The sequence below is a fragment of the Streptomyces sp. YIM S03343 genome (assembly GCF_054729195.1).
Window position 1 is genome coordinate 573919 of sequence record NZ_JBPUKX010000002.1, and the last position, 12238, is coordinate 586156.

Below are 12238 nucleotides of genomic sequence, written 5' to 3' on the forward strand. Positions count from 1 at the left end.
AGGCTTCGGCGGGAGTGGTACCCGTCCGACGCTACGCCCGCCGTCCGGGGGTCACCACTCGATCTCCGACGGGCCTGCCCACCCCCTGGGGCCTGGCTCATCTGCGCTTCACCTCCGCCCGTGCAGGTCGGTGACCTGGTCGGCGGTGACCGGCTTCGGCGGGCCGGGGGGCGGGGCTTCGCCCGCGGTGAGATGCTCCAGCACCTCTGCCAGTTCCAGGCATGCCTGCTCCACGGAGTGCCGGGTGTTGCGCTGTTCGGTGATCAGCGCGGACAGGAGGAGGGCGGTCAGGGCCATCGATCCGTTGAACCCCTGGAGCTTGAGCATGGTCGTCAGGGAGTTCATGTGCTCGAACGGCCCGATGTGGTCCGTCGCGGCGACGGTCGCCATCACGCATGATCCCAGGGCGCACAGCATGCTCCCGGCGAGCTGGAAGCTCAGGGCCGCCCAGATCAGCAGCGGATAGACGAGGAAGAGCAGGCTGACAGGGCTGAGGGTGGCGAGCGGCACGATGGCGGCGGCGGCGAGGGCCAGCGCGACCCCCTCCTTCCAGCGGGACAGCCGCGGGGGCCAGCTCGCTTCCATCAGCACGAGCAGCAGCGGGGTGACGATCAGGACGCCCATCGCGTCGCCGACCCACCACGCCGGCCACACCTGCCAGAAGCCGTGCGGGGCCAACTGGCCGTTCAGGACCTGGAGCCCGGCGCCGAAGGTGGCGCTGATCAGTGTGGCGCCCAGCGCCGCGAGGAACACCAGTGCGAGTCCGTCGCGCAGTCGGCCGAGGTCCGTGCGGAAGCCCACGCGGCGCAGCATCAGATACCCGGCCACGGGCGCGGCCGTGTTGCCGAAGATCGTGCCGAGCACGCCGGGCTGGAGCGGCGAGATGGTCATGACGACGAACAGCACCCCGAGCGCGATACCGAGGCACGCCCTCATCCCGAAGATCAGCAGACACGCCAGCGCGACACCGGTCGAGGGCCACAGGGGGGTGACCACGGCCCCTTCTACGGTCAGCCCCCGCAGCAGCCCCAGCCGCCCCGTCCCGAAGTAGGCGGCCGCTACCGCCACGGTCAGCGCGAGATCGCCGATCGGCGGACGCAGTCGCAGGGTATCCACCACAGATGCCATCACACACCGATGCCGCCGGGTCGGCGAGGCGAGCGCCGCCGGGGCCCCGGCAGGACCGTCCCAGGGCCCGTCCCCAGGACCGTCTCCGGGCCCGTCCCCGGACCGGGCGGCGGCCCACCGCGACGGTCCTCGATCAGGCCCCCCGGGGCGGACGTGATCCGGCCCGCCACGCCGGCTCGGGGCCGGGTTCATCGTGGCCGACGACGAGGACCGCGGCGTCGTCCGCGTGGCCCACCCGCTCGGCGCCCTTGATCACGGCCGCGGCGAGCCAGTTGGCGTCCAGGCCCGCGACGGCGGCGATACCGGAGAGCCGCACGATGGTGTCGAGCCCCTCCTCCAGGCTGAGCCTGGGCCCCTCCACCACGCCGTCCGTGACAAGGACCAGGACGCCGCCCGTGGTGAGCCGGGAGCGCGACACCGGGTACTTGACGCCCCGCTCGATGCCGAGCGGCGGCCCGCCCTCGTCCTCGGCTATGCCGGACCTGCCGTCGGCGTTCGCCCAGACACAGGGGATGTGCCCGGCCCGCGCGCTCTCCACGGTCCCGGTCTCCGGGTCGAGCCGCAGGAAGGTGCAGGTGGCGAAGAGTTCGCTGCCCAGGGTGAGCAGCAGCTCGTTGGTGCGGGCGAGGACGTCGCCGGGCTCGCCGGTGACCGTGGCGAGGGCCCGCAGCCCGGCCCTGACCTGGCCCATGAAGGCGGCCGCCTCGATGTTGTGGCCCTGTACGTCGCCGATGGACAGTCCGATACGGCCGTCGGGCAACGCGAAGGCGTCGTACCAGTCGCCGCCGACGCTGAGGCCGTGGTAGGCGGGCGCATAGCGGACGGCGAGGCGGAAGCGGGGGGTGACGGGCAGGTCGGGGGGCAGCATGCCGCGCTGGAGTGCGATGGCCAGTTCCACCCGGGAACGCTGGAGCTCCGCCCGTTCACGCGCCTGGGCGGTCAGCGACCTGAGTCTGTGCAGCAGCTCGTCGCCGTCGTCCGTGGAACGCATGCGGGCCATTCAGCACTCCGGCGGGGTGGCAGCCCCAACGGGACAGACCTCTGATTTTTCCTTTAGAGCCCCGAACAAAATGGGAGTCCGATCAGCTCGCGGCGTCTGGTGCGTGCGATCGCAAGGCGCCGGAAGGTCCTCGTAGCGGAGCTACTAGGACCTTTCGGCAACGCGGCGAGCGTGCGTGCCAGGCGTCGCGAGCCGGGCGCCCATTTTGTTCGGGGCTCTCAGAGGATGATATCGATGTGCCCGGGTGTCGCGTCGGCCGAGCAGCGGGAGCGACCCCGCCCGGGACACTCCGCGGGCGCCCCGGCCGCGGGATCTCTCGGGCGAGCACTCCGGCGGGCGAGGCAGCCGGGGCGACCGGGACCGCCGGGGCGACCGGGGCGGCCGTGGCAGGCGTCAGCTTCTGCTGCGCAGATTGCCCACGGTCTTCAGCAGCCGGTCGGCCGGGGTCCGCAGCCGGTTGTGGGCGAGCACGGTGTTGCGCAGCCCCCGCACGGGGCGGCGCCACAGCCGGTGGGCCACCGCCACCGGATGGCCCCGCCAGGCGAAGCCCTCCCCCACCCGCAGCTCCCGGGTCTTCAGCCAGTCCTTGTACTCCTTCTCACCCCGCCCGAGGTCCAGCGCCCGCACCCCCTCCCGGGCCGCGCCCTCGGCGGTGCGCAGATGCATCATCAGCCCCGGCGAGTAGTAGCGCAGTTCGGGGTCGTACGCCGTGAACCAGGCCGCCAGCACCGACCGCGACCGGGGTCCGAAGTGCGCCGCAACCGGCCGGTCCCCGGCATACAGCACCGACAGCACCCCGGAGAAATGTTCCTCGCGCACCTGGAACAGATGCTCCACAAGCCCCACGATCCACGGCCGCGAGAACCGGTCCATGCGCCCGGTGCGCCGGTACTGGGCCGACTTCCACCGCATCAGCCGACGCAGCGCCCCGGGGTCCCGTTCGTCGAACACGAACCGTAGGTCCCCGAGGTCGCGCGCCAGGCGCCGTTCCTTCTTCAGGACAGTCTTGGCAAGTCCCGGATAGGTCACCCGCAGCCACCCCGGGTACCCCCCGTCGCCCGGCACCAGATCCACCACCGGAGACGCGAACGTCCCGGTCACATACGGCCCGAACGCCTCCTGATCCGCCACCAGATGATCGAACTCGAACATCGACAGCCCCGAGCCGCGCAGTACCTCCCGGGCGTCCCAGCTGACCCCGGCCCGGTGCACCAGACCCTGGCAGTCGGACAGTCCCATGCCGATCGCCCGCCCCACCCCGAGAGCACCCCGCTCGAAGGGCAGGAACCCTACGGCCTCGCCGTCCTCCCGCAGCACCGACACCCGCGCCCCGCCCCGGAACAGCCCCACACCCACCGCGAACTCCGGTGCCAGGAACGGGTTCGCGAACACCTCCGACTCGTCCATCGCCTCGTGCCAGGCCTTCAGCCCCGGCACGCCCAGCTCTCCGGGTCTCACCACCGATATGTCCATCGAAGACCGTCCCCCCTACGACGTCCGGCGCACCCCGCGCCGGCCACTGACTGGGCGTCTGCCCCACCCGCGCCGGGTACACGCCCGGGCCCCGGCCGGCCACGCGATGTCCGAACCGTCCACCGCGGCTCAAACGTCGCGAAACCGCACGCAGCCTGTCAAGACCGTCCACCGCAATCGGACATGCCGCGGGGGTGGCCGCAACGGGCGGTTGCCAGTGGTCGGTTTTACTCTTCGGGCATGACGTACGGACTGGTCACCAAGTTCCTCGCACTGCCCGGCGAGCGCAACGCCCTGGCCGACTCTCTGCTGGCGGCGGCGCGGCTGCTGGCGGCCGACCCGGGCTGTGTCCACTACGTCGTCGCCACGTCGGCCGAGCCGGAGGCCGTCTGGGTGACGGAGGTGTGGACGGACCGCGCCGCGCACGACGCGTCCCTGGAGCCGCCGGAGGTCGCGGAGCTGGTGGCCCGGGCCCGGCCGCTGATCTCGAGCGTGGCCGAGCAGACACCGCTGGCGGTGCTGGGCGGGGTGGGCCTGCCGGGCGGAGTGGGTCTGCTGGAGTGAGCGTGCGGCAGGCTCCGCGGCGTCCGGATCAGGCTGCCGTTCCGGTCGTGCCCAGCAGGAGGACCGTCACGTCGTCGGTGTACTGGCCGCCGGGCCAGGAGCAGTGGATCAGGCCGTCCACGAGACGCTCCAGGCCGGTGTCCCCGGCCTCGGCGAGCCTGTGGATGAGTTCGGCGGTCGCGTGGGCGGCGTCGGTGCCGGGGAGTTCCACCAGGCCGTCGGTGTGCAGGGCGAGGACGGCGCCGGGCGGCAGCGGGGCGGTGACGACCGGGTAGCGGGCGTCGGTGTCGATGCCGAGGAGCGGTCCGGGGTCGGTGGGCAGGGCGCGCGCCCGGTGCGGGGCATCGCGCAGCAGGGGCGGCACATGGCCCGCGCTGGCGAAGGCGACCTCGTGGCGGGCCAGGTCGATCTGGGCGTAGAGGCAGGAGACCAGCAGGTCGGAGTCCAGGTCGGCGAGGAGCTGGTTGGTGCAGGAGAGGACCACGTCCGGGGTGGCGCGGGCGGTGGCGTAGGCGTGGATGGCGGTGCGGACCTGCCCCATCAGGGCGGCGGAGGCGATGCTGTGGCCCTCCACGTCGCCGACGACCGCGGCGGCTGTGGTGTCGTCCAGACGCAGCAGGTCGTAGAAGTCGCCGCCGACGTCCACACCGTGTCCGGCGGGCAGGGAGCGGGCGGCCACGTCGAGGCCCCTCAGCCGCGGCAGGGTGCGCGGCAGGAGGGCGCGCTGGATCTCATGGACGAGGCGGTGCTGGGCGTCGTAGAGGCGTGCGCGGTCCAGGGCCTGCGCCATCAGACCGGCGAGCGGGGTGAGGACGGCACGCTCGTCCGCGGTGAACTCGTGGGGGGCGTCGTAGGCGATGCAGCAGATCCCGACCCGGCGGCCCGTGATCACCAGGGGGAGGAACGCCCAAGCCTGTTTGCCACTGATCCTCAGCGCCTCCGGGTGGCTCGCGACCATTTCGGCGGGGCTGCCGTAGAACGCGGCCGTGCCCGTGGCCAGGACGTACCCGGCGGGCTGCCCTTCGCTGGCGACGGGCAGGCCGTCGAGGCGTGCGATGACGTCGTCCCGGTATCCGTGGTGGCCGATGATCCTCAGGCGGCCGGCGTCGGCGGCTGCCAGGATCATGCCCTGCGCGCCGAATGCGGGCAGGATCTGGTCGGCGGCGAGTGCGACGAGGTCGCGCACGGTGACCGTCTCCGTGAGCGCGGCCGCCAGATGGATCAGCTGGGAGAGGCGGCCGGTCGCACGCACCGCGACGCGCTGCCCGGTGCCCTGGTCCCCGGCGCCCGGCTCCCTTTCCCCGTGCCGGCCGGCCCAGACGCTGATGCCGGTGGCGTCGGGATGGAGGCGGAAGGTGAGCCGCTCGTCCGGTGGGCGCAGCGCGGTGAAGGAGACGGGCTCCCGGCTGACCAGGGCGGTGCGGTAGTGCTCCTCGTAGACGGGGTCGTCCAGCCAGGGCAGGGCCTGCCAGGGGCGCACGCCGAGCAGCCGGTCCACGGTGCGGCCGAGGAGGTCGGCGGCGGTGGGGTCGACGTAGGTGATCCGGCCCTCCAGGTCCAGGGAGAGGGTGCCTCCGGGGAAGCGGGCGAGGCATTCGGCGGCACCGTGGTCCCGACTGCCGGCGTCGGGCGGGCTCGGCAGGTCGACGGCGACGAGGGCCGGTTCTTCGGGCAATGAGGGCGGCCGGGGCGACTCGTCGAGCAGCCGGGCCAGTCGGCGGGCGCTGGAGGTGATGTGCCCGCGCTCGCGGGGGGTGGTCGCCGGTGGATGGTCGGCGGGGAACATCAGCACCACACCGCCCCAGCAGCGGCGCACCCCGGTCAGCGGGTACGCGGCGAGCGAGAAGCGGTACGGCAGGACGGCGGCGGTGATGGGGTAGCGGCGCGTCATGTCGTCCTGGTCGGCGACCCACACCAGCCGGTCCTCGCGGATGGCGTCGGCGACCGGGACGGGCGCGGTCAGCGGCAGCCGCTGCCAGGGCGTGGTGAATTCCACGGGCAGCCCGCACAGTGCCGCCAGGCGCAGCGCGCGGGCGCGGTCCTCGATCAGATACAGGCCGCCGATGGCCGCTCCGGTACGGCGTACGGTGGCGGCCAGCACCGCCCGCAGGGCCTCGTCCACCGACCTGCCGCCCGCCTCCCCCGGCCCGCCGCCGGTGACGGCCGGCTCGTCGCGGGCCGTGCCAGCCCAAGGCCCATGCGTCCCTCCGTTCCGAGGCACGGCACGCGCATCAGACATACCTGCACGGTATGCCCGATATCGGACGCGGCCAAGGTGGCGGTCCGCGGATCATGGCCGGATCCGGTCCGCGGCGGTGCGGTGCCCGTGTCCGGGGGTGCCCGGGGTGGGTATCCGTACGGCACGAACGCGGGGCCCAGGGGTGGGGGGAGCTTGCCCTGGTGACACGGCGGCGGTCCAGGACGACGACGTACGAGACCGGGTGGTCACGGAGGAGAAGAGCGATCCGGGCCCTGCGCGCCCAGGGCCGGTACGGACCGGGCCTGCGTGAGGTGCTGCCCGGTTTCATCGGGCTGGTGACCGTGGTGTGCGGCGCCGTCGCGGGCGTGGCCGTGGGCTACCGGCGGCTCGGCGTCGCCGTTCCGGCCGTCTTCCTCGCGCTGCTGGCCGTGGCCGCCGTGACGGGCGTACGGCGCCATCGGCCGCTGGCCCGGCGGCGGCTCGGGTACTACTCCCCCGAGGAACTCGCCGAGCTGGACACCCAGGGCCTGGTCCTCGCCGTCGCGCGGATCCTGCGGCGGGACGGCTGGCGGGTCCAGGCGCTGCCCGACCACGGCCGCCCGCGGCTGCGCGCCCGGGACCGCGGGGGCCGGCGGCTGGAGGTCGCGTTCCGCCCGGTGGCCGAGCCGCTGCCCGACGAGGACGTCCCGCCGCACCGCGCGGGGCGGCGGCGGGAGCACAGCGGCTCGCTGCGGCTGGTGGTCCACCGCGGTGTGTTCAGCGCCCGGGACGCCCGCTGGGCCGAGCGGCAGGGCGACACGTACCTCATCGACGGGCCGCTGCTGAGGCGCTGGGCGCTGGGGACCCCGCTCCAGGAGCTGACCGGGGCGTCGTGACGGCGTGTCGGGGGGCGTGCATGCGGCTCAGGCGCGGCGGGGGGAGTCGTGGTGGCGGTGCACCGCGGCCGTACGGCCGACCGAGGCGGCCAGTTTGCGCAGCGTGCGCCAGTTCAGGCGGGGGTGGGGTTCCGGGACACCGGGGCGCTCGCGGGGCACCCGGACCCGCAGCGCGTGGCGGGCGATGCGGCAGCTCACCGGCGAGGGAAGGACCAGGGCCTCGCCGTCGAGGCCGACCTCCAGGTCGGGGCCGTCGCCGCTGACGGTCACCTCGTGCGCGGTCAGCACGGCGAGGCAGTCCGACTGGGGGTCCAGCACCAGTTCGGCGGCCTGGACCGCGCTGTCGACCTTGACGGAGAGGACGCCCAGCCGCCCGGAGTCGAGCCGCTGCCGGCGGCCCATCCCGAAGGGGTCCTCGGTGCGGTACGGATTGTTGCTCACCAGGGCCGCTTGGGGGGCGGTGAGCACGGTGTCGTCGGCGCGGACGGTCAGCCGCGGGCCGCGCTGCCGGGTGAGCAGGTCGGGCAGCATCTGGAGCACGGTGCCGACCTTGTCGTCCCGGTAGTCCGGGCTCTGCACCACGGCCGCGTACGCGCCGAAGGAGGCGTTGTTGACGAAGGGTCGCCCGGCGGCGAACCCGAGGTCGACGTGGAGCTCGACACCGTCGGTGAGGGCGTCCAGGGCGGTCGCGGGGTCGGTGCGGTCGAGCCCGAGGTCCAGCGCGAAGTGGTTACGGGTGCCCGCGGGGATCACGAGGAACGGCACCCCGCGCGCCGCGGCGACGGCGGCGACCAGCGCCTGGGTGCCGTCGCCGCCCCCGACGCCGAGCAGGTCGGCACCGTCGTCGACCGCGGACTCGGCGAGCGCGGTGACGTCCTGGTGGTGGTCGGGGTCCAGCAGGACGATCCGGGCGCCGAGGCGTTCGGCCTTGTCCCGCAGGCCGAACTTCTCGACCTTGCCGCCGCCCGACCTGGGGTTGAGGATCAGGAAGGGGCGCCGGGGCGGAGTCGCACGGTGCTCCTTGACGCGTACCGGACGCACTCCCGTGCTGCGAAGCGCGTACCGCCCGCACCAGACTGCCGTGATCCACAGGGCGAACGACACCACGATCACCCACAGCTGGTGCGCGGCGACGAACAGGGCTACGACGGCTGCGGGCGCGCAGACCGCGAGGACTCCCGCGGCGACGCGGACGACGCCCCGGCGGGAGAGCACCCACCAGAGGGCGGCCGCGGCGACGGCGATCCCGGCGAGGGCCACCGCGAGCAGCAGCAGACCGAAGAGCCCGCCTTCGGCGAGCGGCAGCAGGGCCGCCGCCACGGCCGCGGCCAGCGCCGCCCGGGCCGCCCAGCGCTGCCGGTGGTGCGGCCGTACGTCCGGTGTCGGTGCCGTTGTCGCTCCCATGGGCCTTCCGCTTGGACCTTCCGCTCTGTGCCGCGGGCGGGGACAGGACTGAAGAAGCTACGTCCAGCATATGAGCGCGACCCGGCTCGGGGGACGGGACGGGGGCCGTGGCGCGCACGGCCCCCGCCGCGGCTCAGGGGGTGAAGACCTCGTCCAGCCGGTCGATCGCGCCGTCTCCCCCGACGTGGTATTTGAAGACGAGCCCGGAGTCCGGGTGCGCCTCCAGCCAGTCGAGGAACTCCTGGACGCCGATGTGCTGGTTCTCGCTGCTCTCCACGATCGGGTTGGTGACGGTGACGTAGGCGGCCTGGTCCATGGGCATCGGGATCTCCTTGCCCACGGTCACGAAGGGCGCGCCGTCCGAGTCGGCGGGCGCACAGCCCCAGTTGCCGAGCTTGACGATCAGGCTGAGGGCGCCGCCCTCGGGGGTGTAGCGGTAGACGGCGAACTCGTCCGGGGAGATCGGCATCTTGTGGTCACAGCCGGAGCCCGAACCGCTGCCGGAGCCCGAGCCACTGCCGGAACCGGAGCCGCTCCCGCTGCCGGAGCCGGAGGTCGCCGTGCCGCCGGACGTGCCGGGAGCGGTCGTGGCGGCGGAGGTCTTCGCGGCGGGCTTCGCCGCGGTGGCACCGCCCGAGCCGCCGGTGGCGCCCGGCGTTCCGGTTGCGCCGGTCTTGCCGGGTGCGGTGTCCGTGGCCGCCGGGGCGGGCGTGGTGGCGCCGGACGCCCCGGAGCCGCCGCTGCTCCCGTTGCACCCGGCGAGCGTCAGCACGGCGGCGGCGCACACGCCGAGCACGGCGGCCCGGGCGGCGGTGGGTCTGCGGCGGCTGGTGAAGGTCGGTGTCATGGCGGGTCCCCCCTGGTTTGTCGTGTGACCGACCCGAGCGACATGATCGGGTCGGGTGGAAGGACGATATTCGGCCATCGGCGGTTTCAACAGACCGGGTGCCCGAGCCGGATGTGAGGCATCGCCCCGGGGATGCGAGGATTTCCCCCATGGCACTTCAGACCTACTTCGACATCACGATCAACAACGAGCCCGCCGGGCGCATCACGTTCAACCTCTTCGAGGACGTCGTCCCGAAGACGGCGGAGAACTTCCGCGCCCTGTGCACGGGCGAGAAGGGATTCGGGTACGCCGGTTCCTCGTTCCACCGGGTCATCCCGGACTTCATGCTCCAGGGCGGTGACTTCACCGCCGGGAACGGCACCGGCGGCAAGAGCATCTACGGCACGAAGTTCGAGGACGAGAACTTCAAGCTGCGGCACGACCGGCCGGGCCTGCTCTCCATGGCGAACGCCGGGCCGAACACCAACGGCTCGCAGTTCTTCATCACGACGATCGTCACCGGCTGGCTGGACGGCAAGCACGTCGTCTTCGGCGAGGTCGCGGACGAGGCGAGCATGCAGCTCGTGAGGAAGATCGAGTCGCTCGGCTCGCAGGGCGGCCGCACCTCGGCGAAGATCACCATCTCGGCCTCCGGCCAGCTCTGACCGTACCCGTGCGGTCAGCACGGATGATCACGGCGGATGCCGTCGCGGACGTGCCCCACGGCACCTCCCCTGACGGCGTCCGCCGTCCTCGTCATTCCTTGTACGGCATCAAATCGGTCACCTTGCCCCGGGTGTCGGCCTCCAGGTAGCCGGTCTGCGTGTACTCGTTGGTCAGGTAGACCGCGATGCCCGCCTTGTCGTCGAAGACGGAGTTGGCGTTGCGGATCATCACGTACGTCATGGACGGGTCGGGGACCTTGAGTTCCTTGCGGGCCCGGCTCAACAGGGCCGGTACGGCGTCCCAGTTGTAGTTGTCGATCTTCGAGGGTGTGTCACCGTGCATCACCGTGCCGGAGATGATGCCCTTCTCCACACCGCGGTCGCGCCGGTAGGTGTAGCTGTCGTACGCGCGCTTGCTGCCCTTGACCATGACCTCGGCCGACACATGGTCCTCGTACACGGTGAAGTCCGAGAAGAGATCGCGTCCGGTCTCCTTCTCGATGGCCCTGAGCGCCGTCCGGATGCCCTCCGGGGTGAGCAGGGTCCCGGATCCGGACGACGCGGGCGTCTCCGTGGCAGTGGCCGTGCTGTGCGCGCCCGAGGCGCCCGGGGCCCCGGAAGTGGATCCCGAGGAGGCCGAGGCGTCGTTCTGTTTCGCGTCCGAGTTCCCGTCCGGGAGCATGCCCCACACCGCCACCCCTCCGACCAGGACCACGCTCACCGCGGACAGGGCGATCACCGCACGGCGGCCGAGCGGCGGCCGGGGCCGCGGCGTCGCGCCCGCCGTGACGTCGGTGAGGACGTGCGGCGGGACCGTGGGCGGCGTCGGAGCGGCCGGTACGGCGTCCCGCGGCTGCCACCCGCCGGGACCGGACGGCGTGGGCGGCGCCACGGGGTACGACGTGTGCGGCGTGTGCGGGTGGGAGGCGGGCGGCGGGGTCAGGGGGTAGGAGGTCGGCTGCGGCTCGGCCGTGCCGCCCTGCTCGGCGACGCTGAGCAGCCGGTCGAGCTCGGTGGCGTCGGGCCGGGCATCCGGGTCCCGGACCAGGACGCGGTTGAGGACAGGGGTCAGCGCACCGGCCCGCACGGGCGGCGGCACCTCCTCGTTGAGGACGGCGGCGAGCGTGGCCAGCGTCGAGTCCCTTCGCAGCGGATGCCGGCCCTCGACGGCGACGTACAGCATCATCGCCAGCGACCAGATGTCCGACCCGGGGCCGCCCTTCTTGCCGGAGATGCGCTCGGGGGCCATGAAGTCGGGCGTGCCGATGATGGAGCCGGTGGCGGTGAGGGTGGTGGCCTCGCGGACGGCGGCGATACCGAAGTCGGTGAGCACGGGGCGGCCGTCGCGGCGCAGCAGGACGTTGGCGGGCTTGACGTCCCGGTGCTGGACGCCCGCGTCGTGCGCGGCGCGCAGCGCGGCGAGTGTCTCGCGGCCCAGGTGGGCGGCCTCCGCGGGGGTCATGGGGCCACGTTCGAGCCGGTCGGCGAGCGAGCCGCCGTCGACCAGTTCCATCACGATCCACGGGTAGCTGCCCTCGCCGCCGTCGACGATGTGATGGATCGTCACGACGTTCGGATGCTGGACGCTGGCCAGTGCCCGGGCCTCGCGCAGCACGCGTTCGCGCAGTGTCCGCGCGCCGTCCGGGTCGTACTCGGCGCGGTCGATGTCGTAGGGCCGTACTTCCTTGACGGCCACGCTGCGATGCAGCAGCAGATCGCGGGCCCGCCACACGGTGCCCATTCCGCCACCGCCGAGCCGGGCCTCGAGTTCGAAACGCCCGTCGACGACCCGTCTGCGGCTTTCCCCCTCAGTCATGCCGAGGAGGATAGAGGCAGCCACCGTCAGAGCGCGCAATCCGTCCTGTCGCTGGGACGGAAACATCCGATCCGCCGCGGCGCCGACGGGTCCGGCAGACGAAGAGCCCCGTCCCGGAGACCGGGACGGGGCTCTTGTGCTGAGCGCCGGGCAGGCCTTGCACCTGCATCTCCCCGCAGGAAGCGGGACGTCTTTCCTTGGACCACCAACGCGCGACCTTCCGCCGGGAGTTCCGGCGACTTGTCTGCGATCAGCATAGCGCACGGCCGGGGGCGGCCGTCCAA

General features: G+C 73.1%; 10 protein-coding genes. 3 read left to right on the forward strand and 7 right to left on the reverse strand.

Annotated elements, in window-relative coordinates:
* Positions 1-108 precede the first annotated feature (108 nt).
* From ACSYGN_RS38345 to ACSYGN_RS38355, 3 genes are all read right to left on the reverse strand, one after another.
* Positions 109-1128 carry an MASE1 domain-containing protein gene (locus ACSYGN_RS38345; protein ID WP_460404955.1) on the reverse strand — a complete coding sequence of 340 codons (1020 nt, stop codon included), beginning with the start codon at positions 1126-1128 and terminating at the stop codon, positions 109-111.
* A 133-nt stretch (positions 1129-1261) separates the two neighbouring features.
* Complete coding sequence (locus tag ACSYGN_RS38350) at positions 1262-2128, reverse strand: PP2C family protein-serine/threonine phosphatase (RefSeq protein ID WP_460404957.1); 867 nt, start codon at positions 2126-2128, stop codon at positions 1262-1264.
* A 393-nt stretch (positions 2129-2521) separates the two neighbouring features.
* Positions 2522-3601, reverse strand: a complete 1080-nt coding sequence (locus tag ACSYGN_RS38355) for a GNAT family N-acetyltransferase (protein WP_460404959.1) — start codon at positions 3599-3601, stop codon at positions 2522-2524.
* Between the two features lie 240 nt (positions 3602-3841).
* On the opposite strand from ACSYGN_RS38355, the gene ACSYGN_RS38360 reads away from it, so the two are divergent.
* Positions 3842-4165, forward strand: a complete 324-nt coding sequence (locus tag ACSYGN_RS38360) for a putative quinol monooxygenase (RefSeq protein WP_460404961.1) — start codon at positions 3842-3844, stop codon at positions 4163-4165.
* A 28-nt stretch (positions 4166-4193) separates the two neighbouring features.
* On the opposite strand, the gene ACSYGN_RS38365 is transcribed toward ACSYGN_RS38360, so the two are convergent.
* The gene (locus ACSYGN_RS38365) at positions 4194-6404 is read right to left on the reverse strand and encodes a SpoIIE family protein phosphatase (protein ID WP_460404963.1); all 2211 of its coding nucleotides are present in this window, start codon (positions 6402-6404) and stop codon (positions 4194-4196) included.
* 161 nt (positions 6405-6565) lie between these two features.
* Between ACSYGN_RS38365 and ACSYGN_RS38370 the strand changes: the two genes are divergently transcribed.
* Positions 6566-7240 carry a hypothetical protein gene (locus tag ACSYGN_RS38370; protein ID WP_460404965.1) on the forward strand — a complete coding sequence of 225 codons (675 nt, stop codon included), beginning with the start codon at positions 6566-6568 and terminating at the stop codon, positions 7238-7240.
* A gap of 27 nt (positions 7241-7267) precedes the next feature.
* Here ACSYGN_RS38370 and ACSYGN_RS38375 read toward each other — a convergent pair whose 3' ends face one another.
* Positions 7268-8644, reverse strand: a complete 1377-nt coding sequence (locus tag ACSYGN_RS38375) for a diacylglycerol/lipid kinase family protein (RefSeq protein WP_460404967.1) — start codon at positions 8642-8644, stop codon at positions 7268-7270.
* Between the two features lie 133 nt (positions 8645-8777).
* A complete protein-coding gene (locus ACSYGN_RS38380; protein WP_460404969.1) occupies positions 8778-9491 on the reverse strand; it encodes a hypothetical protein in 714 nt (237 codons plus the stop codon).
* Positions 9492-9640: 149 nt separating this feature from the next.
* Here ACSYGN_RS38380 and ACSYGN_RS38385 point away from each other — a divergent pair, with 149 nt between their 5' ends.
* A complete protein-coding gene (locus tag ACSYGN_RS38385) occupies positions 9641-10138 on the forward strand; it encodes a peptidylprolyl isomerase (RefSeq protein WP_460404971.1) in 498 nt (165 codons plus the stop codon).
* 91 nt (positions 10139-10229) lie between these two features.
* On the opposite strand, the gene ACSYGN_RS38390 is transcribed toward ACSYGN_RS38385, so the two are convergent.
* Positions 10230-11954, reverse strand: a complete 1725-nt coding sequence (locus tag ACSYGN_RS38390) for a serine/threonine-protein kinase (RefSeq protein WP_460404973.1) — start codon at positions 11952-11954, stop codon at positions 10230-10232.
* Between the last annotated feature and the right edge of the window lie 284 nt (positions 11955-12238).